The 25,875-nt window shown below is 38.1% G+C and carries 17 protein-coding genes, 1 tRNA gene and 1 other RNA gene; 9 read left to right on the plus strand and 10 right to left on the minus strand.

Annotated elements, in window-relative coordinates:
* Positions 1–43: 43 nt before the first annotated feature.
* The 3 genes from rnpB to smc all read right to left on the minus strand — a co-directional run bounded on the left by rnpB (position 44) and on the right by smc (position 4,979).
* Positions 44–439, minus strand: an RNA gene (gene rnpB / locus Q8M41_RS15795) — RNase P RNA component class A.
* Between the two features lie 17 nt (positions 440–456).
* Positions 457–1,284: a M28 family peptidase gene (locus Q8M41_RS15800; RefSeq protein ID WP_305366259.1), complete on the minus strand. Its 828-nt coding sequence runs from the start codon at positions 1,282–1,284 to the stop codon at positions 457–459.
* A 146-nt stretch (positions 1,285–1,430) separates the two neighbouring features.
* Positions 1,431–4,979, minus strand: coding sequence for a chromosome segregation protein SMC (gene smc / locus Q8M41_RS15805; protein ID WP_305366260.1), 3,549 nt, complete (start codon positions 4,977–4,979; stop codon positions 1,431–1,433).
* Between the two features lie 166 nt (positions 4,980–5,145).
* Between smc and Q8M41_RS15810 the strand changes: the two genes are divergently transcribed.
* Positions 5,146–6,129: an aldo/keto reductase gene (locus Q8M41_RS15810; RefSeq protein WP_305366261.1), complete on the plus strand. Its 984-nt coding sequence runs from the start codon at positions 5,146–5,148 to the stop codon at positions 6,127–6,129.
* 52 nt (positions 6,130–6,181) lie between these two features.
* Here Q8M41_RS15810 and Q8M41_RS15815 read toward each other — a convergent pair whose 3' ends face one another.
* The 3 genes from Q8M41_RS15815 to lpdA all read right to left on the minus strand — a co-directional run bounded on the left by Q8M41_RS15815 (position 6,182) and on the right by lpdA (position 8,829).
* Positions 6,182–7,027, minus strand: a complete 846-nt coding sequence (locus Q8M41_RS15815) for an MBL fold metallo-hydrolase (protein ID WP_305366262.1) — start codon at positions 7,025–7,027, stop codon at positions 6,182–6,184.
* A gap of 1 nt (position 7,028) precedes the next feature.
* A complete protein-coding gene (locus Q8M41_RS15820; RefSeq protein ID WP_305366263.1) occupies positions 7,029–7,358 on the minus strand; it encodes a multidrug efflux SMR transporter in 330 nt (109 codons plus the stop codon).
* 82 nt (positions 7,359–7,440) lie between these two features.
* Positions 7,441–8,829: a dihydrolipoyl dehydrogenase gene (gene lpdA / locus Q8M41_RS15825; protein WP_305366264.1), complete on the minus strand. Its 1,389-nt coding sequence runs from the start codon at positions 8,827–8,829 to the stop codon at positions 7,441–7,443.
* 245 nt (positions 8,830–9,074) lie between these two features.
* Between lpdA and Q8M41_RS15830 the strand changes: the two genes are divergently transcribed.
* Both Q8M41_RS15830 and Q8M41_RS15835 read left to right on the plus strand, forming a co-directional pair.
* Positions 9,075–12,371, plus strand: coding sequence for a carboxypeptidase regulatory-like domain-containing protein (locus tag Q8M41_RS15830; RefSeq protein ID WP_305366265.1), 3,297 nt, complete (start codon positions 9,075–9,077; stop codon positions 12,369–12,371).
* A 128-nt stretch (positions 12,372–12,499) separates the two neighbouring features.
* Positions 12,500–14,704 (plus strand): S46 family peptidase, encoded by a 2,205-nt coding sequence (locus tag Q8M41_RS15835; RefSeq protein WP_305366266.1) that lies wholly within the window; start codon positions 12,500–12,502, stop codon positions 14,702–14,704.
* 84 nt (positions 14,705–14,788) lie between these two features.
* Here Q8M41_RS15835 and Q8M41_RS15840 read toward each other — a convergent pair whose 3' ends face one another.
* Both Q8M41_RS15840 and Q8M41_RS15845 read right to left on the minus strand, forming a co-directional pair.
* Positions 14,789–15,982 carry an AIR synthase related protein gene (locus Q8M41_RS15840; RefSeq protein ID WP_305366267.1) on the minus strand — a complete coding sequence of 398 codons (1,194 nt, stop codon included), beginning with the start codon at positions 15,980–15,982 and terminating at the stop codon, positions 14,789–14,791.
* Positions 15,983–16,217: 235 nt separating this feature from the next.
* A complete protein-coding gene (locus tag Q8M41_RS15845; RefSeq protein ID WP_305366268.1) occupies positions 16,218–18,392 on the minus strand; it encodes a glutamine synthetase III in 2,175 nt (724 codons plus the stop codon).
* Positions 18,393–18,828: 436 nt separating this feature from the next.
* Between Q8M41_RS15845 and Q8M41_RS15850 the strand changes: the two genes are divergently transcribed.
* The 4 genes from Q8M41_RS15850 to fbp are packed head-to-tail and all read left to right on the plus strand — an operon-like array spanning position 18,829 to position 21,522.
* Positions 18,829–19,218 (plus strand): VOC family protein, encoded by a 390-nt coding sequence (locus Q8M41_RS15850; RefSeq protein ID WP_305366269.1) that lies wholly within the window; start codon positions 18,829–18,831, stop codon positions 19,216–19,218.
* Entirely contained in the window at positions 19,218–19,922 is a 705-nt protein-coding gene (locus tag Q8M41_RS15855; protein WP_305366270.1) for a tRNA1(Val) (adenine(37)-N6)-methyltransferase, read from the plus strand. Before Q8M41_RS15850 ends, Q8M41_RS15855 begins: the two co-directional genes overlap by 1 nt.
* A gap of 13 nt (positions 19,923–19,935) precedes the next feature.
* Positions 19,936–20,430, plus strand: coding sequence for a metallophosphoesterase (locus Q8M41_RS15860; protein WP_305366271.1), 495 nt, complete (start codon positions 19,936–19,938; stop codon positions 20,428–20,430).
* A gap of 21 nt (positions 20,431–20,451) precedes the next feature.
* Positions 20,452–21,522, plus strand: coding sequence for a class 1 fructose-bisphosphatase (fbp, locus tag Q8M41_RS15865; RefSeq protein WP_305366272.1), 1,071 nt, complete (start codon positions 20,452–20,454; stop codon positions 21,520–21,522).
* Here the strand turns inward: fbp and rnhA are convergent.
* Positions 21,519–21,986: a ribonuclease HI gene (rnhA, locus tag Q8M41_RS15870; RefSeq protein WP_305366273.1), complete on the minus strand. Its 468-nt coding sequence runs from the start codon at positions 21,984–21,986 to the stop codon at positions 21,519–21,521. The two genes, fbp and rnhA, sit on opposite strands and share 4 nt — an antisense overlap.
* A 22-nt stretch (positions 21,987–22,008) precedes the next feature.
* A complete protein-coding gene (locus Q8M41_RS15875; protein ID WP_305366274.1) occupies positions 22,009–24,108 on the minus strand; it encodes a cation-translocating P-type ATPase in 2,100 nt (699 codons plus the stop codon).
* A gap of 223 nt (positions 24,109–24,331) precedes the next feature.
* Here Q8M41_RS15875 and Q8M41_RS15880 point away from each other — a divergent pair.
* Positions 24,332–24,405, plus strand: a tRNA-His gene (locus Q8M41_RS15880).
* A 178-nt stretch (positions 24,406–24,583) separates the two neighbouring features.
* Positions 24,584–25,681 (plus strand): Fic family protein, encoded by a 1,098-nt coding sequence (locus tag Q8M41_RS15885; RefSeq protein WP_305366275.1) that lies wholly within the window; start codon positions 24,584–24,586, stop codon positions 25,679–25,681.
* Positions 25,682–25,875: the final 194 nt, after the last annotated feature.

Consider the following 25,875-nt stretch of genomic DNA (forward strand, 5'->3'; position numbering starts at 1 on the left):
CAAGATGCCGAAAACCCTATAATTCAGGGGTTTTGAAAAATAAAAAAAATGCAAGCCTGTAAGCCGGGTTCTGTTTTCCCGCAATGCGGGACTTCTATCATTTATCTGGTCGCGCAATTGCTTGCGAGATCTAACGACCTACCCATTCCGGATAACCCCGTAGGTACGGGATAAGGAAGCGAGCAGCTTCACGTCCGGAACCTATTTGGTCTTTCAACTCCTGGGGTTTACCGCACTGCATGTCACCATACAATACCGTGAGCTCTTACCTCACGTTTTCACCTTTTCCCCAAAACCTAAGTTTAGGGGTAGTATATTTTCTGTGGCACTTTCCGTATCCGCTTTCGCGGAGCCTTCCCGTTAAGAAGCAGGATGCTCTGTGTTGCCCGGACTTTCCTCTCTCCCGCAAATGCGGGCGAGCGATAGAACGGCTTGCTTTACAAAGATAGTGATTTGTTATTTAGGGTTTATGCGGACAAGATTTTTGTCAAGACTGATGACGCTTTTCAGGATTGCAATGCTCGCTGAATGGAAAAAATCCTGATTGATATTCGTAAAATCATCACTTGGTTTGTGATAATCATCATGGTCTTCAACACCAAAATAAACAAAAGGAATATTCTCCTTCGCAAATGGTCCATGATCACTTTGCATCGTCCAGTCATCTTTCCCTGTCCCTGGTTCATCATGCCCGAATTTGATACTAATACCAGTATTCTTATCAGCATGCTTAAGGGCATCTCTCAGAATTGGGGTTTTATAAGTGCCGGCAGCATAAAGTTCAGATTTGTCATTATGCGAAACCATATCCAGATTGATATTCAATTTTAGATGCTCCCTCGATGGGATAGGGACCTTTAAAAAGGAATATGCTCCCTGTAAACCCATTTCTTCGGCGTCAAATGCGATGAATACAAGCGTATTTTTTGGTTTATGTTCTTTGAAATATTTTGCAATTGATAATATTGTAGCAATTCCTGAAGCATTATCATCTGCACCATTAAAAATTTCAGAATTGTTCATTCCCACATGATCATAATGTGCTGAAATTACAATTACCTGATCTGACTTTCCTTTAATATATCCTATCAGGTTAACCCCATTGATTTCTTCGTTCCTTCGGTTTTTGAATGTAAATGGATGCTTAAAGTCCTTATTGTAAGCATCAAGCCCAATTTCTTTGAATCTGTTAACGATATATTCAGCAGCCATGAAATTTCCGAGGCTGCCCGTTTTCCTGCCCTCATACTTGTCGGATGAAAGTGTTTCTATATCATTAAGCAATATTTTCCGATCGACATTTTGTGCATTAGCATCAAAAATTGATGTTAAGACAAGGATTATAAACAGCTTTTTTATGATAAAATTGTAATGTTAAGCTCCGAATCTATTCGACCGGGCTGGTTTAAATTTGCCAATGAATATTGGATTTATGCTACTTCACGAATATCAACAGCCACCACCCTGGAAACACCCTGTTCTGCCATAGTTACACCATAAATAATATCTGTACTGGCGATGGTTCGTTTATTATGAGAAACAATAATAAACTGCGACTGATCTGAAAATTCCCTTATGATATTATTGAATTTATCAATGTTTGTATCATCTAAGGGTGCATCAACTTCGTCGAAAATACAGAATGGGGCTGGTTTTAATAGATATAATGAAAAGAGCAATGCCGTGGCCGTCAGCGTTTTTTCACCTCCGGATAATTGATTGATGGATAGTGGCCGCTTACCTTTCGGGCGGGCAATAATATCAATTTCTGATTCCAGCGGGTTGGAAGGATCTGACAATACCAGATCGCAGCTATCTTCTTCATTAAACAGAGAACGGAAAACCTGTATAAAATGAGTTCTGACATCGCTGAAGGCTGCCATAAACTTCTCCTTTGCTGTATCATCAATTTCTTTAATAGTTTGTAACAAAGATGATTTAGCTTCAGCCAGGTCTTTTTTCTGAGATTGAATAAAGTTATAGCGCTCATTCATTTCCTGATAGGCTTCCATGGCCATTGGGTTTATTGCGCCAAATTCATCCAGTTGTCTTTTTATCCGCTCGGTCTTTTCACGAATATCCTGCTCACTATCAGTTCTTTGCTCGTAAGATTCTTCATCCAGTAATATAGAAATATCAACATCGAATTCAACAGACAGTCTTTCCTTTAAGGCATTTAACTCCAGTTTAATTGCTGTTTTTTCTTCTTTTAATTCGTTTGAGATTAGCTCGGCCTGTTCCTTATTTCTGCGTAGCAGGCTTATTTTTTCTTCTATCTCAGTAATCAGTAATCTGGAAGCATAATAGCTCTGTTCAGCCTCATTAACAGCCGTTTCAAATTCCTCTTTTTGAACGTACATCGCGATCAGATCTTCATCAGAATGATCTGCATGCTGAAGTGTTTCTTTAATTCCTGCCTGTGTTTTTTCAAGTTCAGCCTGATTTAAACCAATACGAGTTTCCAGGTTTTTTTGCTGACTTTCACGGTATTCAAGGTCCTTTTCTATACCCGATACTTTGTTTTGCTGCTGATGGAAGCGGATATTCTCCTGGTTATAGAGTGCCGATTTTGAATTTAAGCTTTCTGCAAGCTCATTATAGCTTTGCTGGTCGTTTAAAACTTGCTCCTGCTTAATTTGCTTGTTGACTTTTAGCTCAATTAGAAGGGGTTCTGCGGCAATTAATTCATTTCCTATACTCGCTATTTTTTGCTCGATATCCTGTTTTCTATTGAGACTATTTTCAATGAAAGCAAGGTATTGTTCCTGTTTGGTTTTCACAGAAGTATATTCATTGCTCAATCTGTTGATTTCCTGTTGCGATTCCTGTAGGAGATCTTTTTGTGAAGAATCTATAAGATCTTTTAATTTGATCTCTTCTTCTGCAATGGAGTTCTTTAATTTAACAATTAAGGTTTCTCCGCTATTAATTTCTTTTGAAAGTTTTTCAAGATTTTTAGCCCTCCCGATTCGTTTTCCTTCAAAAAGTCCGACAGAACCACCCGACATTCCCGTTCTGGTTTTTGTAAACATCCCGGTCTTACTTAAGATAACAACCTGTTCTGATGGCAAAGCCGAGCGTAATTCATTTTCTTCTCCTGATTGCAGCAGATAAACATTATACAGCAGCATTTCACAAAGCGGACGATATTTGGCATTTGTGTCGATTATTTCTAAAGCAGGGATCAGGTCCTTACGTTCAGTATTTACTGAAGGTCGTTTTCCTGCTACATTTAAAGCATCAAGGATGAAAAAATTAGCCCGGCCTCTTGACGAATCACTCAGTAATTGAATTGCCTGTACTGCCTCTGCCTGCGTTTCTACGACATAATGATTCATCACCGGTTCGAGGTAGTTCTCAATGGCAATCCGGTATTCTTCACGGCAAAAAAGTATGTCAGAGAAAAGTGGTGCCTGCTTTGTCCAGCCGGCATTTTTTTTCAGAAAACGGATCGATTCCGGAAATCCTTCCAGGTTATCAACCATCGATTTGGTTAGGTTATACTCATTCTGTTTGGAATCGAGTTTTCGGCTTTCCTGATTGAGAATTTCTTTTTGTTCCTTCAGATGTTCAGTACTGCGCCGAATTTGTCGTTCCAGTTCATCCTCGAGCTCTTTATTCTGAATATATTCCTTTTGTTTACTTTCCAGTTGGCCTTTTAACTCAGTAATAACCTTGTTAAATTCATTGAGTTCAACTTCTTTTGATTCTGTATCAGCCATATTACGACTGCTTTCCTGATGAAGTGCTTCTTTCTGAATATTCAAAATGGCAATCTCCTTTTCAAGTTTATAGACCTGATTTTGGAGTTCATTATTTTCAAGGCTGATGGTATCGAGTGCTGCTTTTGATTTTTGCTGTTCTGATCTTAGTTCAATGATCCCCTGGTGCTGATTTTCTGTCGAAATACGAAGTTTCTCAAGAACCTCACTTTCCTGTAAATGTTCTTCATTTAAGCGCTTCTGATTGTAAAAGACATGGTTAAGTTGGTTCTGATCTTTTTCAAGCTCATCGCTCAGTCTGGTTTTTTTATCTTCAAGAAAGCGTAATTGCTCGTTCTTTAATTTCTTATCACTTTCATAAGTTCGAATCTTAGCAATAAATTCATTGGTAGCTTTTTGCTGAATGGAAAGATTCTTTTCCAGATTCAGGTTTTCAAGTTTTAACTTCTGCAAAAATGCCTCCAGATTGCTGATTTCAGTGTTTATCCCGCTACTCTCCAGAGAATGCTGCTGCTCTTTGTCTTCAAGCTTAGTCAGGGATTCTCTAAATCCGATGATCCGATAAGAGGCCAGGCTCAGACTTAATGACTTGTATTGTTCCTTAAGCCGGTAATACCTCTCTGCTTTTTTAGCCTGATTTTCAAGGGTTTTTAGATTTTTTTCAATCTCGAACAAAAGATCCTCTACACGGCTAAGATCTGCCTCTGTATCTTTTAATTTATTGAAGGTTTGTTTTTTCCTAAGCTTGTATTTAGATATTCCAGAAGCCTCCTCAAATAAAGCCCTTCTTGAATTGTCTTTATTGGCAATGATCTCATCGATCATTTTCAATTCGATAATAGAGTAGGAGTCTGATCCTATACCGGTATCAAGAAACAGATCTGTAATGTCTTTCAGACGGCATTGCACATCATTTAATCGGTATTCACTTTCGCCTGAACGATATAGCTTACGGGTAATGGTGACCTTTGTAAAATCAGTAGGAAGAATATTTTTGGTGTTATCGAATGTCAGGGATACCTCTGCAAGATTAGATGGCTTGCGTGTTTTTGTTCCATTGAAAATGATATTTTCCATTTTCTCAGAGCGCAGCATCCGGGTACTTTGTTCTCCAAGTACCCAGCGTACTGCATCTACAACATTCGATTTCCCGCAGCCATTTGGACCCACAATAGCAGTTACACCATCATTGAAATTGATCGTGATCTTATCGCCAAAGCTTTTAAAACCTTTAATTTCCAGTTGTGTAAGCTGCATTTTCTTCTTTCCGCTCAGGGCGGATCATGATTAGTTTTAAGGGTTCAATTTATAAAATTCTCCATATCTATTAATAATATAAATAATGAAATCGTAACTATTTTTTACGATTACAAAACGTATTTTTAGCTAAGAAATGAACATTGAATTTTAATTATATAAAACTATGGAATACAGACGTTTAGGTAAATCCGGTTTAAAAGTAAGTGCCCTTTCATTAGGAAGCTGGTTAACTTTTGGACAGCAGATAGAGGATAAGGTTGCTGAAGAATTAATGGACATCGCCTACGAAGGTGGCGTTAATTTCTTTGATAATGCTGAGGGTTATGCAGGAGGGAAGTCGGAAATTGTTATGGGGAACATTTTAAAGAAGAAAAAATGGGATCGTAGTTCCTACATTGTATCCAGTAAGATCTTTTTTGGTGCAGAGGAGAAGAAACCGAATATGATCGGACTTTCTAAAAAGCACTTGTTTGAGGGGACTCATAATGCCCTTAAGCGCTTGCAGCTTGATTATGTGGATCTGATCTACTGTCACAGACCAGATAAGGAAACCCCGATAGAAGAAACGGTTTGGGCTATGCATCAATTGATCCAACAGGGAAAAGCATTGTATTGGGGAACATCCGAATGGAGTGCGCTTGAAATAATGCAGGCTCATTATTTTGCCGAAAAAAACCATTTGGTTCCACCGGTGATGGAACAACCTCAGTATAACATGCTTTGGCGTGATAAAATGGAAATGGAATTTTTATTATTGTTCAGGGATTTTGGAATGGGAACCACAATCTGGAGCCCAATGGCATCCGGATTACTTTCTGGAAAATACAACAACGCCGATCCAAAAGATGCCCGTTTCAGCATGGATAACCTTGAATGGTTAAGAAACAGACTGCTGGTAGAATCAAACATATATAAAGTTAAATTATTGCAGGCAGTTGCCGAGAGACTGAATACCTCATTAGCTAAACTCGCTATTGCATGGTGTTTAAAAAATCCTCACGTCAGTACCGTCATTTTAGGCGCTTCGAAGGCTGCACAGCTAAAAGAGAACCTTACTTCACTTGAAGTAGTGTCTTTGCTGACAAATGAAATTATGCAGGAAATTGATGAAATTACAGGAACTAAACCACAGGTTATAATTCCTTGAGTTAAGGCTGACAGGGTTCAAAACCCTGTCAGCCTTTAAAACCCTGTCAGCCTTATAATATATCAGTTAATTTAAAGGTATCCTTTACACGGATGCCTTTTTCTGTTTCCTGGAGGGTACAACATTCATTTATTGGGTCGTGTTCCAGATAGAGGATGTAATCGTTCTCAAGGGCCTCAGTGAGAAACTTCTTCTTCTCATTCAGGGTTTTGAGCGGAAACATATCATAAGACATTACATAAGGCATTGGAATATGTCCGATGGAAGGAAGCATATCAGCCATGTAAAGTATAGTCTTGCCCTTATAGCTGATCTGCGGCAGCATCATGGAATCGGTATGTCCGAAGGCAAAGCGTATTTTTATATGATCGGTAAAGTCTACACCATCAGTGGTGTCAATAAACTTTAACTTGCCGCTTTCCTGAATTGGCAGAATGTTTTCTTTCAAAAAAGACGCTTTTTCCCGCTCATTGGGATGAACAGCCCATTCCCAGTGTACCTTATTGCTCCAAATATTAGCGTTCTTAAAAGCAGGCACAAGACTTCCATCTTCAAGTTTTTCTATCGAGCCACCACAGTGGTCGAAATGAAGGTGGGTTAGAAATACATCAGTGATATCATCCTTGGTAAAACCGTGATTTTCAAGAGATTTTTCAAGAGTATCATCACCATGCAGGTAATAGTGCTTTAAAAAACGCTCATCCTGTTTTTGTCCTATTCCATTGTCAATCAGTATTTTACGATCTCCATCTACGATCAGAAGGCAGCGCATAGCCCAATTGCAAAGGTTGTTTTCGTCAGCCGGATTGGTTTTCTGCCAGATTGATTTAGGTACTACCCCGAACATAGCACCACCGTCCAGCTTAAAAAATCCTGCGTTTATGGTAAATAATTTCATTTCAGACTTTGCTTGAAAGTTTTAATCCAATGATTGAAGATATTAAAAGAAACAGGAAAAACATCCGCCAGAAGTCGGTTGGGTCTTTAAACAGAATTATTCCCGCAATAACCGATCCCGCAGCTCCAATTCCGGCCCAAACAGCGTAGGAGGTACCCATTGGTAAGGTTTTGGATGCTAGGAATAAAAGATACATACTGATAGATACACTGATCAGAAAGCCCGTTATCCATAAAACAAACTCAATACCTGTAGCTTCCTTTGCTTTAGCCAGACAGCTTGTGAAGGCTACTTCAAATAAGCCACCGATGATGAGATAAATCCAGGCCATAGAATTTAGTTGAGAGTTGAGAATGGAGAGTTGAGAATGGAGAACCTGTAATTTTCAACTCTCAACTCTCCATTCTCAATTATTAAAGGTGTATTACTTCACCGTATGCATCAGCAGCAGCTTCCATGATCGCTTCACTCATCGTAGGGTGAGGATGTACAGTTTTTACAATATCCATACCGGTGGTCTCCAGTTTTCTTGCTACTACAACCTCAGCAATCATTTCAGTTACATTGGCACCGATCATATGAGCACCCAGGAACTCTCCGTATTTGGCATCGAATATTACTTTTACGAAGCCGTCTTTAGCACCGGCAGCACTTGCCTTTCCTGAAGCAGAAAATGGAAATTTGCCGACTTTAATCTCATATCCGGCTTCTTTTGCAGCCTTTTCTGTATAACCAACTGATGCAATCTCAGGAGAGCAGTATGTACATCCAGGTATATTATTATAATTTAAAGGTTCAGGGTGATGACCTGCAATCTTTTCGACACAAATAATGCCTTCAGCAGATGCAACATGTGCCAGAGCCTGTCCCTTTACAATATCACCGATCGCATAAACACCATCGACATTGGTTTTGTAAAAATCATCAACCTGAACACGTCCTTTGTCTATTGTGATACCAAGTTCTTCAAGTCCGATATTTTCAATATTAGGACTTACCCCAATCGCAGAAAGCACAATATCACACTCAATCGTCTCAGTACCAACAACTGTCTTTACCAGCACTTTGCATCCGCTGCCCGAAGTGTCTACCGATTCAACATTTGTACCGGTCATAACGTTGATACCTGCTTTTTTAAAGCTTCTCAGTAATTGTTTTGATATATCCTCGTCCTCTACAGGAACTATATTGTCGAGATATTCAACAATCGTAACTTTAGTTCCTATCGCATTGTAGAAATATGCAAATTCAACTCCTATTGCTCCTGAACCAATAATAACCATAGATTTAGGTTGTTGTGGTAAAACCATTGCCTGACGGTATCCAATCACTTTTTTCCCATCCTGTTTTAGGTTTGGCAATTCCCTTGATCTTCCTCCGGTTGCAAGAATTATATGTTTAGCTGTGAACTCTTTATCTGTTCCATCCGGACCCTTAACCTCAACTTTTCCGCCTTTTTTTATCTTTCCGGTTCCTGTAATCACATCGATCTTATTCTTCTTCATCAGGAACTGAACTCCTTTACTCATTCCGTCAGCAACACCACGGCTTCGCTTAATTATGGCACCATAATCAGCTGCAGCATCCTTAACACTTATTCCATAATCTGCAGCATGGTTTATGTATTCAAAAACATTAGCACTTTTCAGCAGGGCTTTTGTCGGAATACAACCCCAATTTAAACAAATTCCTCCCAGAGATTCCCGTTCTACAACGGCAACTTTTAAGCCTAATTGAGATGCACGAATAGCTGCCACGTAACCGCCTGGTCCGCTTCCTATAACTATGATGTCGTAGTTCATATTTTATATAAATAATACAATAGAGATTCTGCGCAAATCTAACAAAATACTTATCGGGTTGAAAATATTTGATCGGACTATCAGCACAGATTCAATTCAAGAATGTTGAAAAGTGTAAATTGTCGAAAAAATTCCTGAAAATTAACATTAAGTTAATACTGGAACTGCCTAATATTCAGAATGGGTACATATCTTTGTGCAGATTATAACAAACCAATTAATCAGTCTCACTTAAAGTACAATTTATGAAGAAGTTTTTACTCTCAACAGTTGTTGTTTTACTTATTGCATTTAATCTGAATGCACAGGTTACAACCAGTAGTTTGTCGGGTACTATCCGCGATTCTAAGGAATCGCTTATTGGTGCTACGATAAAGGCCACACATCAGCCAACAGGTACCGTTTACGGTTCCTCTTCAGGCGTCGACGGAAGGTTCAATATTCCTAACATGCGTGTAGGAGGTCCATATCTTATCGTGGTATCCTATGTAGGTTACCAATCAGAGTCGTTCAGTGAAGTCATACTAAAACTGGGTGAGCCCTTTGTTTTAAATGTTTTATTGACTGCATCCGGTAGAGAGCTGCAGGAAGTTGTGATTACAGCTCAGGATCCAAATTCAGTATTGAATGCAAACCGTACAGGCTCAACAACCAACCTTGGCCGTGCTCAGATTCAAAGTGTTCCAACCATAACCAGAAGTGTAAATGATCTGACAAAATTTACTCCTCAGGCAAACGGAGCTTCTATTGGTGGTGGAAATTATCGTCAGAACAACTTCACAGTAGATGGTTCTGATTTTAACAACCAATTCGGAATTGGTAGTAATTTACCAGCAGGTGGTTCACCAATCTCTATCGATGCGATTGAAGAAGTTTCAGTGAATGTAACACCATATGACGTTAGAATGTCTGGCTTTGTAGGTAGTGCAATTAATGCAGTAACCCGCTCAGGAAGAAATACGTTTTTTGGAAATGCATTTTTTGGATTTAGAAATGAAAGCAATCAGGGTAATAAAGTTGGTGGAAATAACATTATTTTACAACCTCTTGATGAAACTCAGTTTGCCTTTAGTTTAGGTGGACCAATCATTAAAGATAAACTCTTTTTCTTTGCAAATATCGATCGGACTGCGCAGGTAAGACCTGGTCAGAGTAGAGTAGCTGCTTCACCATCAGCACCTTTTGGTTCAAATCCAAACATTGCTCGTCCAACGACTACTGAGCTGGACAATATTCGCAGTTATTTGATGAGAACCTACAATTATGATCCGGGAATCTATCAGGGATATGCAAATGAAAGCTATAATAATAAAATCTTAGCCAGATTGGACTGGAATATTAACAAAGATCACCGTTTCAATATCCGCTATAATCAGGTTGAAAGTGCAACACCTTCTTTTATTAGTACTTCAACAGGAGGAACCGGATATAATTTCCCGAACAATGGCGGTAGGAATAATCCTGGTCACCTACATTTCAGCAATTCAAATTATACTCAGGAAGCTAACCAGTACTCATTGGCTGCTGAATTGAACTCTTCATTAGGTTCGAAACTTTCAAATACACTAAGAGGAAGTTTTACACACCAGAATGATCCAAGAGGCTCAGAAAGCGATGTTTTTCCACTGGTTGATATCATGAAAGATGGTACGGCTTTTACAACTTTTGGATATGAGCCTTTTACCTATGGAAACTTAAGAGACGTGCAAACCTATAGTTTCACAGATAACCTAACCATGAGTTTAGGAAATCATGAACTAACACTTGGTTTACAAATGGACTTCAGTACCACCAAAAATGGTTTCCAACGTTTTGGAACTGGAGCTTACCGTTTCAATTCCTGGGATGATTTTGTGAATGGTGTGAAACCAAATGATTATGCGATCACTTATTCCCTATCACCGGGATATGCACAGGCTTTCCCAACCTTTAAATTCCAGCAGTATTCAGCCTATTTCCAGGATAATTTCCGTGTAGGGGAGAAACTGAATATTACTGCAGGTTTACGCTTTGAATTACCTACATACCCGGACGTACCTGAAATTAAAACTCATCCTTTAATCGCACCTTTAACTTTTTCTGAAGGCAGAAAACTGGACACCGGGGTGTTACCTAAAGAAAGAATCATGATATCTCCCAGAATTGGATTCAACTATGATATTAAAGGTGATCGTTCTTTACAGTTAAGAGGTGGTACAGGTATTTTCACCACTAAAGTGCCATTTGTTTGGATTGTTGCACAATCTGGTGATGCCGGTTTGATTCAGTTCACTCAAAATTTTAACGGTACTGCAAATACTCCCGGACCATTTAGTCAGGATATCCGGAAATACCTTCCTGCAACACCTCCAACGGCTGGAACTTCTATTCCAGCAACTATCAGTGCCATTGACCCTGATTTCAAATTTCCACAAACATGGAAAAGTAGTTTAGCTTTAGATGCGAAATTGCCATGGGGAATTGTAGGTACTTTAGAAGGTATTTACAACAAAGACCTTAACATCGCTAAAGGGTTTAATGTAAATCTTGTTGATCCGGCTGCATTAAACGTTTCAGGATATCCTGATAATCGCCCAATGTACCCAGCTGCAAACGTAAGTAAGTTTATCAATAAATTAACTCCAACCGGACAGGCAAGTGTAACCGGAACAGGCGCATTAAACCCCGTAGTTTTAGATAACGTTCAGGATGGCCATTCATGGTTCCTTACGGCATCTTTAAATAAATCGTTCAGCAGAGGCTTATCAGCTCAGGTTTCATATACCAGAAGTGAGCAGAAAGTTCTTTTTGATGGAAATGGTGATCAATTGTTTAATACCTGGTCATTAACACAGACTTCTAATACAGGAAATAATCCAGGTTTGAGTTATTCAAATTTTAATATTCCTCATCGTGTTATTGCAGGTCTGTCATACCGCAAAGAGTATATCAAAAACCTTGCAACTTCAGTATCGATGTTCTTAGAGGCTTCACATCAGGGTAGGTTCTCATATACCTATTCTACTGACTTTAACCGTGATGGCCAGACTAATGACCTGATTTATATACCAAGAGATCCTAGTGAAATTACTTTCGCAGCACGTCCTGCTTCATCAGCTACAAGTAACGTAGCTTATACCGCACAGCAGCAAAGTGATTTGTTCTTCGCTTATATCGAGCAGGATGATTACCTGAAGAAAAATAAGGGAAAATATGCTGAGCGTAACGGTGGAAAGCAGCCATGGAGAAATCAGGTAGATATCAGATTAACTCAGGAGATTTTCAAGAACTTCGGTAAGAGCAGAAACAATTTCCAGTTCACTATGGACATTATTAACTTCGGAAATATGTTAAACAGTAGTTGGGGTAATGTAGATTTTGTTAAATCTGCTGGTATACTAGTACCTCAGAACGTAGCAGCTCTAACTCCAGGTAGTACCATTAGGCCTACATTCTGGTTAAATACCTTTGATAACAAGCCTGTGGATTCAACCTTTGGAACAACTCAGACTTTTGCTTCAACCTATTATATGCAATTTGGATTCCGTTACAATTTCCAGTAACAGATATAAATTAAAAAAAGCTTCGGATAATATCCGGAGCTTTTTTTTTGAATAAAAAAAAGGAACAATCAGGTTTTCAGTCATTTTGGCTGTATATTTGCCTTAACCAATTAATTAAAATTCAATTTATGAAAAAAGTGAATTATGCCGTAGCACTGCTGCTGGCATTTGTGATGGGTTTTGGAAATCTTGTTAAAGCCGACGAAGGAATGTGGCTGCCTATGCTTATCGGCAAGAACTACGATCAAATGAAAAAGCAGGGATTCAAATTGACCCCTGAAGATTTGTACAGTGTGAATAAGGCGAGTATTAAAGATGCGATTGTATCATTTGGAGGTTTCTGTACCGGTGAAATTGTATCAAAAAATGGCTTGATTTTAACAAATCATCATTGTGGATATGATGCCGTTGCCTCCAATTCAACGGTAGAAAATAATATTCTGGATAATGGATTTTATGCAAAGGCTTTCCAGGAAGAGAAACCTATTCAGGGGCTTTTTGTACGTTTCCTTGTACGCATGGAAGATGTTACACCAAAAATAATGACTGCTTTAAATGGAGTTGAGGAAAAGGATAAAGCTGCAAAAATTGCAGAGATCAGTAAAACTATCAGTGCTGATGCCACTGCAGGTAGCACATGGGAGGCAGATGTTAGAGATGTTTATAAAGCCAATCAGTATCTGCTTTTTATTTATGAACGATTTAATGATATCCGTTTAGTAGGGACTCCACCTCAGTCAATTGGTAAATTCGGTGGAGATACCGATAACTGGGAATGGCCGCGCCAAACCGGCGATTTTTCTGTGTTTCGTGTTTATGCAGATCAGAATAATAAATCTGCAACTTATTCTGCAAATAATAAGCCATATACCCCAAAAAAATCACTTCCTATTTCTATCAAAGGGGTAAATAATGGTGATTTTTCAATGGTTTATGGCTTTCCTGGACGTACAGATCGTTACCTTACCTCTTATGGGGTTCAAATGGCTGTTGAAAAAACAAACCCAACAATTGTTAAACTGCGGGATATTCGCTTAAAAGCATGGAAAGAAGAGATGGATAAAAGTGATAACACACGGCTTGCCCTTTCATCAATCTATGCTAATATTGCAAATTACTGGAAGTATTTTATTGGTCAGACAGAGCAATTAAAGAGATTAAAAATATTTGAAGAAAAGCAAAAGCAGGAAAATGATTTCACCCAATGGGCAGCATCATCACCTGAAAATGCAAATTTAATGGCTCAATATAAAAATGCCTATTCTGCATTTGAGCCTTATGCAGTTCATTTTACATATCTCAATGAAGGCCTTCTTGCTTCGCCATGGGTCAGAAATGTATCCCAGCTTGGAAATACAATCAAGTCTATGAATGCCCGTAAAGATGATGCAGCATATATTTCACAGCTAAATCAGAATTTAAATGCTATGGTCAATACTTATCAGAAGACTTATAATGAGACTGCTGATAAGAAGATTTTTGCCCAGGTATTAAGTTCCTTTTATAACGATGTTCCCAAATCACAGCATCCTAAGTTCATTACGCTAATTGTCGAAGATTTTTGGAAAGGTTCAGCAGAGGCTACCTTCCAGAACTATGCTGACAATTTATGGAAAAACAGTAAACTGATTGAGCCTGAAAGCCTGAAGAAATTTTTAAGTAATCCATCAATGGAAGAACTTCAAAATGATCCGGCTTATAAGTATGCCCTTAATTTAGTTCCTCAGGACTATGTGAAGAATAACTTTGGTACAGTATACAGTCAGTTTCAGGCAGAGAAAAATCGACTGGATAATCTGTACCTGAAGGCTTTATTGGCAAAAAATAAAGGTGCTTTAATCTATCCTGATGCTAACTCTACAATGCGTATCAGCTACGGACAGATTCAAAACTATAGTCCGAAAGATGGAATTACTTATAACATCACCACCACCATTGATGGGATGATGGCTAAATATCAGCCTGGTGATGATGAATTTGATCTTCCTCAATCTTTAATTGATGCTTATGCCAAACGTGATTTCAGGCAATATGCAGAGAATGGAACGCTTAATGTTGGTTTCATCAGCAATAACGATATTACTGGGGGTAATTCCGGATCTCCGGTACTGAATGGGAGCGGAGAGCTGATTGGTATTGCCTTTGATGGTAACTGGGAAGCGATGAGCGGAGATATTGCCTTTGATAAGCAGTATAAGCGTACAATTTCTGTAGATATTCGCTTTGTTCTTTGGTGTATTGATGTTCTGGGAGGAGCAAAGAACCTCATCAATGAAATGGATATCCGTACTAACAAACTACCTGTTCCGAAAGAAAAACTGATCTTAAAGTAATAAAGAAGGCTGACAGGATTCCAAACCCTGTCAGCCTTCCTTTTTAATCCTACAATCCTATAATCCTATAATCCTATTCCTATCTCAGTGATAGACGAACTCCCCATAAGCCGAACGAATTGTCACCTGTTTCTTTTCTGAATCCTCAACCCGGCCGATAATTTGTGCATCCACATTAAATTCCTTTGATATTTGAATGATATCATCTGCAATTTCTGAAGGTACATAGAATTCCATCCGATGCCCCATATTGAAAACCTTATACATCTCTTTCCAGTCTGTTCCTGATTGTTCCTGAATTAAACTAAATAGTGGTGGAACAGCCATCATATTATCTTTTATGATATGCAGACTATCAATAAAGTGAAGTATCTTAGTTTGAGCACCTCCACTGCAGTGTACCATACCATGGATTTGAGACCGGTATTGATCCAGAATCTTCTTTATGACAGGGGCATAGGTGCGGGTTGGGGAAAGAACCAGTTTGCCTGCACTGATGCTTAAACTTTCGTTAAATTCTGTTGCAGGAATATCAATAGAATCGGTCAGTTTTTTATTCCCTGAGAAAAGCAGTTCATAGGGAACAGCAGGATCATAACTTTCAGGATATTTCCCGGCGATATATTTATGAAAAACGTCATGTCTTGCCGAGGTTAAACCATTTGAGCCCATTCCTCCATTATATTCTGTTTCATAACTGGCTTTGCCATAGGAAGATAGTCCAACTATCACATCTCCTTTTCGGATCTTATCATTCGAGATAATATCCGATCTTTTCATTCTGCAGGTTACTGTAGAATCAACAATGATTGTTCTGACAATATCGCCAACATCAGCAGTTTCACCCCCGGTTGAATAGATTCCTATTCCTAATTTGCGTAATTCGCTCAGGATATCTTCAGTTCCATTGATCAGTTCTGCAATGACCACACCAGGGACAAGATTTTTATTTCTGCCAATGGTTGATGACAATAAAATATTATCTGTGGCTCCAACACAAAGCAGGTCGTCAAGATTCATAATGATTGCATCCTGAGCAATTCCTCTCCATACAGATAAATCACCGGTCTCTTTCCAATAAACATAGGCAAGAGATGATTTTGTACCGGCACCATCTGCATGCATGATATTGCAGTAATCATCATCAGATCCCAGAATATCTGGGATAATCTTGCAAAAAGCCTTTGGAAAAATACCTTTGTCTATATTTTTGATGGCATTATGCACATCTTCTTTATCGGCAGAAACGCCCCGCTGGTTATATTTTAGATCTGACATCGATGCAAAAATAGTACTTAGTATTGAGTATTGAGTATTGAGTATTTAGTATTTAGTACTCAAAATAAGAAATTTTGTTTTTGACTATTCGTAATAAACTTTTAATCAAAAGCAATCTGCTAATTCAGGATTATATTAATTCATTATAAATAAAAAGAGTCCCCCAGAAGGAGGACTCTTTTTGAACTTAGTACAGAATTTTCAAATCTCAATACTCTGTACTCAAATCTCAATACTACTTAATAAACAACAACTCTCTGAACTTAGGAAGTGGCCATTTTGTATCATCAACCAGTTGTTCCAATTTATCAACATGATAACGGATTGGTTCAAAGTATGATTTTACTTTCTCATCATAGGCGATCGACTTATCTCTGATATCTTCAATGTTATTAGCCTTTTTACGCTCATTAACCATTTCAAGATTTGAGGTTCTGATAAAGTTTACATGCATCGAGATTTTTTTGATGATCTCAAGCTGAGCATTGTAGGTATCTTCTCCAAGTCCGATCTCTTTCAAACCCTTTACGTTTTCGATCAGTGTTGTTTGATAATTGATTGCTGTAGGTATAATCATATTATCAATCAAATCACCCATAACACGGGCTTCTATCTGAAGCTTTTTGAAATAGCTTTCCAGTAAGATTTCATGACGTGCATGTGATTCACGTTTGCTGAATACACCAGTATCTTCAAACAACTTATCAGTTTTAGGGTCTAATAAGACGTCCAGTGCTTTCGGAGTAGTCTTAATATTTGATAAACCTCTTTTTTCAGCTTCCTTAGCCCACTCATCGCTGTAACCATTTCCTTCAAAACGGATGTTTTTGGATTCCTTGATGTAGCGTTTAATGATAGTCATGATTGCAACATCTTTCTTTTCGCCTTTTTTGATCAGTTTATCTGCTTCTGCTTTAAATTTATTCAACTGATCAGCAACGATAACATTTAATATTGTCATCGGATTTGCTGAATTTGCTGATGAACCAACTGCACGAAGCTCGAACTTATTACCGGTAAATGCCATTGGCGAGGTACGGTTACGGTCGGTATTGTCAAGCAGGATAGAAGGTATTTTCGGGATATTAGTCCACAATGCTGAATCCTGCTTCATTTTTGAAGTTACTCTTGATGTTTCGATCTCATCCAGTAAATCACTTAGCTGGCTTCCAAGGAAAGTTGAGATAATGGCCGGAGGGGCTTCATTGGCTCCCAAACGGTGGTCATTATTAACCGAAGCAATCGATGCTCTTAACAAATCTGAATATTCATATACAGCCCTTATTGTATTCACAAAGAATGTAAGGAACATCAAATTGTTTTTCGGGGTTTTACCTGGAGAAAGAAGATTCTTGCCTGTATTGGTAATCAGCGACCAGTTATTGTGTTTACCTGAGCCATTAATACCTGCATATGGCTTTTCATGTAATAAAACCTTGAAGTTATGTCTTCTGGCTACTTTATCCATCAAATCCATCAGTAATGAATTATGGTCGATAGCAAGGTTCATCTCCTCATACAATGGAGCACACTCAAATTGAGAAGGCGCTACTTCATTGTGACGGGTCTTTAGCGGTATACCCAATTTTATCGCTTCAATTTCCAGATCTTCCATAAATGCAAGAACACGCTCCGGAATTGATCCAAAATAATGATCATCCAACTGCTGGTTTTTAGCCGACATGTGACCGAATAAAGTCCTGCCTGTCAGATACATATCTGGTCTGGCATTAAATAAAGCTATGTCAACAAGGAAATACTCTTGTTCAATTCCAAGGGAACTATTAACCTTTTCAATTCCTTTATCAAAATATTGAGCCACAGCAACTGCTGCCTTATCCATCAGGCTGATTGCCTTCAGAAGAGGAGCCTTGTAATCAAGAGCCTCACCGGTATAGGAAATAAATACAGTTGGTATACATAAGGTAGACCCGATAATAAATGCAGGTGATGATGGATCCCATGCAGTATATCCACGGGCTTCAAAAGTGCTTCGGATGCCACCATTAGGGAAGCTGGAAGCATCCGGTTCTTGTTGTGATAAAGCTTCTCCTGAAAATTTTTCAATCCCATGACCATCTGATCCGGGTTCAAAAAAAGAATCATGTTTTTCAGCAGTGCTTCCTGTCAAAGGTTGAAACCAATGAGTATAATGTGTTGCTTCTTTTGACATAGCCCATGATTTCATTGCAGAAGCCACTTGCTCTGAAATACTTCTGTCAATCGGAGTACCCGAGTTAATAGACTCAATAATACCGTTGTAAGCTTCTTTGGATAAAGTGTCCTTCATTTTTTTCTGGTCGAAGACATTTACACCATATAAATCAGAAAGTTTTGATGATGGAGATTTTCCTTCAGGAATTGTCCTGGAAAGTACCGCATTTAATGCTTGGAATCTTAAAGATGACATCGTTTTGCTTGGGTTTGATTAAAATTTTGATAAAAATAAATGTTTTGATGCATAAAAACATAAAAAATGTCAAAAAAATCATAAAAAAATCAAAAAATACGATCAAAAATCCAAATTTTATGAAAATATTCTACTTTTAGACTAAAGTCTCTTGAAAATAACGATTTCTATTATGCGAAGACAGAAAGTGCCCTGTATAAATAATAGGTATGCGTATGTTAATTTAAAGACTTAGTTTCTGTCTATTCATTATCCTGATAAAAATCCTATTTCATAATCATTCAATTGAAAGCAAAGCTTTTTTCTAATTTTGGATTTCCCTGCATGTAAAAGTTCAGGCTGGTTAAACTATGCATATTTGAGAATCAGGAATTTCAGAAAAATGGATTTACTTTCTGAAAACAGCTGCTTTTACCTTATTTTATCGATAATATAGATGCTTAAAATAAATTCCATACACCATCTGGCAATAATATGTTCCGATTATGAGGTTTCTAAACATTTTTATACCGAAATATTAGGTCTTAAAATACTGAATGAAGTTTACAGGGCTAATCGAAATTCCTATAAGCTGGATCTTTCAGTAAATGGCAGGTACCAGATCGAATTATTCTCTTTTCCTGATCCACCTGAACGGGTTTCAGGTCCGGAAGCCAGAGGTTTGCGGCATATTGCTTTTCAAATAGACGATTTGACTCAATCTGTAAATGAATTGAATAGAAAGGGAGTGATTACAGAGGAAATAAGAGTAGATGAGTTTACCGGGAAGAAATTTGTATTTTTTTCCGATCCCGATGGTTTGCCTATAGAATTGTACGAGAGCTGATGGCATCTATTTTTCATTTTAAGCAGTTTAGAATTGATCAGGCAAATTGTGCAATGAAAGTGAATACCGATGGAGTTCTGCTTGCTGTACTAGCCAATTTTAGTAGTCCTGCTAAAATACTCGATGTAGGAACAGGTACCGGATTGATTGCTTTAATGCTTGCGCAGAAATATACTTCGGCAATAGTTCATGCCGTTGAGATAGATCAGAATGCCGCTGATACAGCTAAGGAGAATTTTTTAAACTCTATATTTTCGAGTAGGATCGTATTATTCCACAGTTCAATCAATGATCATTTTAGAAATAATAATGAACAGTATGATCTGATTATTTCTAACCCGCCTTTTTTTATTAATTCACTAAGTTCTCAAAACCCGGAAAAAAGTGTTGCCCGACATACAGATATCTCTTTTTTTGATGTATTACTGACAGAGTCAGTGAGACATTTAAACCAATCGGGACATCTTTGTATTATTCTTCCTCTCGAAACGGCTGCCCTGGTTAAAAAAATGATCTCCAGCTTAAAAGTTCAGAAGGAAATTATGATATATTCATTTCCTGAGTCAAAACCACATCGTACAATTATGGTCATGGGTTTTGAAACCCTTGCTCCGGTTGAGCAGAGCCTGGTTATCTATGATAGCAAAGGTGTCTATTCCGCAGTTTATAGAAATCTGTTAAAGGACTATCTTACAATTTTTTAATGCACATTCCGAAATGAAAACTATAGGACTAATTTCAGATACACATGGATACCTGGACGAGGCCGTTTTCAAGCATTTTGAAAGCTGTGATGAGATCTGGCATGCCGGTGATTTCGGTACCATTGAAATTGCAGATCAATTGAATGCATTTAAACCACTAAGAGGAGTTTATGGAAATATCGATGGACAGGATATAAGGTCACAGTATCCGGAGCATTTGAGATTCAATTGTGAAGAATTAAAAGTTTGGATCACTCATATCGGAGGTTATCCCGGAAGGTATTCCCCTGGCATCAGGGAAGAAATACACCGGAATCCTCCGGGACTTTTCATCACCGGTCATTCCCATATCCTCAAGGTTATTTATGATAAAAAAATAAGTTGTTTACACTTAAATCCGGGAGCTGCCGGAAAACAAGGCTGGCATAAAGTTCGCACATTGCTTCGGTTTTGCATTTCAGGAGAAAAAATTTATAACTTAGACGTCATAGAATTAGCAAATAGATAACGTAAAAAGTACACTAAGTATATGAAAGGCATTTTAACATTAGGACAATTTATAATTGAAAAGCAAAGCGATTTTCCATATGCAAAAGGGGAGTTGTCACGATTGTTAAGAGATATAGGGATTGCTGCTAAAATTGTTAATCGTGAAGTAAATAAGGCGGGCCTGATGGACATTCTTGGGGATGTTGGTACGATCAATATACAGGGTGAATCACAAAAAAAATTGGATGTATTTGCCAATGAACAATTTATTGCTGCTTTGAAGAGTGGAGGAGAGTGTTGTATCGTTGCTTCTGAGGAGAATGATGAGTTTGTATACATAGATGGTGAAGTTTCAAAAAATGCAAAATATATAGTCGCTATGGATCCCTTGGATGGATCATCAAATATTGATGTCAATGTAGCTGTAGGTACCATTTTTTCCATTTACAGAAGGGTATCAACCGATGGGAAAGCTACCCTTGAGGATGTGCTTCAAAAAGGCACTGAGCAGGTAGCTGCTGGCTATATAATTTATGGATCCTCAACCATGCTGGTTTATACGACAGGCAAAGGAGTCAATGGATTTACTCTCGATCCCTCTATTGGAGAATTTTGCCTTTCACATCCCAAAATGAAAGTTCCTGATGATGGTGTTATATATTCAATTAATGAAGGGAATTATGTTCATTTTCCTGAAGGAGTGAAGAAATATTTGAAATACTGCCAGGTTGAGGACGAACAAACTTCACGTCCTTATACCTCACGATATATTGGTTCTATGGTTGCAGATGTGCATCGCAACATGATTAAGGGTGGAATATTTATTTATCCTACCACATCAGGAGCACCTAATGGTAAGCTTCGTTTGGTTTATGAATGTAATCCAATGGCTTTTATTATTGAACAGGCTGGTGGTCGGGCGACTGACGGATTTAACAGAATACTTGATAAAGATGTCACTTCCCTGCATCAGCGATCTGCAATTTTCATTGGATCAAAGAACATGGTCCTGAAGATTGAGGAATTGATGCAAACTTATTCATCAAAAACCCCTGATGAGAAAGCAGAAGCAACCATGGAGAAGTTCGGAATAGTAGGAGGGGTAGATTAAAGATTTAATTTAAGTTCCTCTTTCTCAAAATAAACATCAATGAGAAGATTTTTTTGTTTCGAAGCCTGAACTGCAAGTTCATCACATCGCTCATTCTCCGGGTGACCGTTATGACCTTTTACCCAGGTAAATCGAATATGATGCTGTTTGTATACTTCGAGAAATCTCAGCCAGAGATCTTTGTTTTTCTTACCCTTGAAATTAGTTCTTACCCAGTTAAATACCCATTTTTTCTCAACAGAGTCAATAATATATTTAGAATCTGAATAGATCATAATCTCCTGCCCCGGATTTTTGATGCTTTCCAATCCGGTGATTACAGCAAGCAATTCCATACGATTATTGGTTGTCTTACGATAACCCTCCGAAATTTCTTTATAATGCTTGCCTGAATGCAGTATTACTCCAAATCCTCCGGGACCAGGGTTCCCGCTCGATGCACCGTCAGTATAAATATTGATCATTAAAAATGCTTTTAATGCGCAATTATAGTGATTTAGTTTTTAAGCGGATAGAATTGCCGATTACAATAACATCCGAAAAAGCCATTGTTAAGGCTCCAACCATTGGGTTAAGAAAACCAAATGCCGCTACGGGTATCGCTACAACATTGTAGAAAAACGCCCAGAAGAGATTTTGCTTTATCGTTAAGAGTGTATGCTTCCCAATTCGTAACATCTGATCTATAACCCCTAATTCATTCTTTAACAGGACCACTTCAGCAGATTGGATCGCAATCTGACTTGAATCACTCATTGAAATTCCGACATCTGAAGTAGTTAAGGCGGGGGCATCATTTATTCCATCGCCCACCATTGCCGTTTTACCTCTTTCTTTAATCATTTCAATGATCTCAAGCTTTTGATGTGGCCGGGTTTCGGCATATACTTCCTCTATACCCAAAATAGCAGCCAGATCTTCACATTTCTTTTTCAGATCACCACTCAGTAAAACCGGTTGAATCCCCATAATTTTTAAGGTATTGATCAGCCTGGATGCATCTGGTTTGATCTCATCTTCAATCGCAATCCTCGCCAAAAGGGTTCCGTTCATTTTCAGAAAAAGGCTGTAATCTCCCTGTTCTTCTTCCGGATTTAAGATTTGCCTAGACCCGAATTGATAGGTATTACCCTCTGAATCGGTTCCGTTCATTCCGAGACCTTTTTCTTCTGATACCTTTGTGAATATTATTTTTTCAGGAGGTCCGGCACTTAGCTCTGAAACCAGAGAGCGGGCAATTGGATGATTTGAATAGGCTTCTATACCATAAATAATCGATTCAGCTTTCTTTTGTGAAATACTTATGCTGTCAATTTTTTTGATTTTGAAATTTCCGGTGGTAAGTGTTCCGGTTTTATCAAAGACCATATACTTTAGCTTCGCTATCTCTTCTAGAGTATTTCCACCCTTGATAAGAATGCCATTTTTAGCAGCCCTGCCCAAACCCACCATCACCGCGGTAGGTGTAGCTAAACCCATAGCACAGGGGCAGGAGATAACCAACACTGCTATTGCATTTAGCATGGATTTTTGAAAGCTTAGATCGAAGGAATAATAGGCCAGGACGAAGGTTAGGACAGCAATACCAACCACTACCGGCACAAATATCGCAGCCACCTGATCTCCAAGTTTTTGAATAGGCGGTTTTGCCGACTGTGCCTTTTTCATCAGATCAATGATCTGTGATAAAATAGTATGTTTTCCTGTTTTAGTTACCAGAATGTGTATGCTGCCTTTCTCGATCAAAGTACCACCGATTACCTGGTCATATTTCGACTTCTCTACTGGCAGACTCTCGCCGGTAAGCATCGATTCATTGACAGAGGCTTCGCCCCAGATGATCTCCCCATCCACAGGAATTTTATCTCCTGAATTGATGACCAGTGTATCTCCCGGAACTACTTCCTGTGAATTTATGGTCATTATTTCTCCATTTACCAGTTTATTTGCTTTTGCCTCCTGAAATTTCATCAGTTCTTTGACTGCAGAGGTAGTTTGTGATACAGATCTCTTTTCCAAAACGTTCCCTAATAGAACCAAAGAGATAATAGTCGCGGCAGTTTCATAGAACAGAAAATCGGGGCCTAAATTCTGAACTGTTCCGTACAGACTATAAATAAAAGCCGCACTGGAGCCGATAAAGATGAGGACATCCATATTTGGGATACCATTTTTTAATGAATTGAATGCACTTTTTCCGAAATGGATACATCCTAAAATATAAACCGGAATACATAAGCCTAACTGAACCAAAGGATTGTGTAGCCAATGGAAAGGCAGAAACATATGGGAGAAGAGGGGAATAGTAAAAATGAGACTGAAATAGAATTTGTTCTCTATTTTTTCATAAAATTTTTCCTGAATAGGGATACTTTCCTCACTTACTTTATAACCTAATCCCTCGATATCTTTGATAATTAGGGGAGTTTCTGAAGGCTTACTGGTTTTGAATTTAACCTCATCATTGGCAAAATCTACATAGATATCCTGAAGGCCTTTTTTTTCTAATAATTTATGGACTGATAGTGCACAGTTATTGCAATGCATACCGCTTACCTGAAGTTCAATCAATTCTTCTTTTTCCATAACATGTATTTTAGAGGCTGTACGCAAATTTAATACTTAAGAAGTCTATATTTATAAGCTCAGAATATAATGTTCTAAATATGACAGGAACATCATGTTATGATTAGAGGTAAAATGAGCTCAATCGATTCTGGAACGTCATCATGCTGATTATCAGCATTGAAATTTAATATAAAAAATTTGCAATCTCTGTCGAAATGCTTAGTTTTGCAGAAATAAAATGGTGGCTGTAGCTCAGCTGGTTAGAGTATTGGTTTGTGGTGCCGAGGGTCGTGGGTTCGAGCCCCATCAGCCACCCTCCCGAAAGGGATCAAAAGCAGTTCTGAAATGGGCTGCTTTTTTTGTTTCCAGCCAGGTCATCTCCAATCATACTCTTATGAAATCTCATATAAACATTCTTTGCATGATTAAGTTATCATGTAAATAAAAATTAGTTATCTTTACATGATAAGCATCTCATGTAAATAAACTTTGTATGAAAAAACAAGCCGGGCATAAGAACAACATACCTTTTAATGAATTGCCGCTATTACCTCCTGATCAAGCAATAATAGAAACAATAGCTGTGTTAAGACAAGTTGTGCATTCTTCAATCGCCTTGGCAGAATTAAAAGGAATAGCATATACACTCCCCAATCCCTCGATACTTCTAAATGCAGTTATACTTAAAGAAGCACGAGTGAGTTCAGAGATTGAAAATGTGATTACGACTCATGATAAACTCTATCAGGCCTTATCTGCAACGGGATCGCAAATAGATCATGATACTAAAGAGGTTCTGCGATATAGAGAAGCTATGCTTGCTGGATTTGCTATGATTACAAAAAATGGGTTTCTTAATACAAATGGAATAGTAACGATACAAGAAATTCTGGAAGAGAATAAAGCCGGTTTGAGGAGATTGCCTGGAACGTCATTGAAAAACGCTGCTACGGGAGAAGTTATTTATACACCTCCAGATGACTATGATACCATTCTTCAATTAATGAAGAATCTGGAAGTATATATTAACAAAACTGATATACTTTCCCCGTTAATTAAATTGGCTGTTCAACATTATCAGTTTGAAAGCATACATCCGTTTTACGACGGTAACGGAAGGACAGGAAGAATTATTAACGTTCTTTATCTATGCTTGCATGGACTTTTAGATAACCCTGTACTTTATCTAAGCGACTACATTATAAAGCATAAAGCCGACTACTACAGACTACTCGGAGAAGTGAAGACAAGAGGCAATTGGGAAGAATGGGTATTATTTATACTAAAGGCTGTAGAGGAAACTTCCAAACAAACTACTGATCAAATTAGGTCGATTAATAAACTGTTTTTGGAATTACAGGATAAAATAAAAAAGAATGCAGTTAAGCTTTATAATAAGGAATTATTAGAACTGTTGTTCGAACAGCCTTACTGTAAAATAGAATTTGTAGTAGACAGACTTAAGATATCTAGAGTAACAGCATCAAAATACCTTAACGGTCTCGAAAAGGTAGGAATATTGCAATCAAAAAAAATCTGGAAAGAGACGTTGTATATCAACACGGAACTATTTGAACTTTTGAAAAAATAGGATCTCATTATTCTACTATTCTCAATAATTTTTGCAAAATCTCCCAATCCCAATCAATTCTTCAACAAAACGGTTCGAATTCTGCACCGCCATCCACCCGTTTTAAAAGCAGTTCTGAAAATGGGCTGCTTTTTGTTTTATCCATTCCTGAAAGCTATTTATTTTCATTATTTTTGTATATACCACATTAGCAA

The organism is Daejeonella sp. (assembly GCF_030684675.1).
Lineage (GTDB): Bacteria > Bacteroidota > Bacteroidia > Sphingobacteriales > Sphingobacteriaceae > Daejeonella.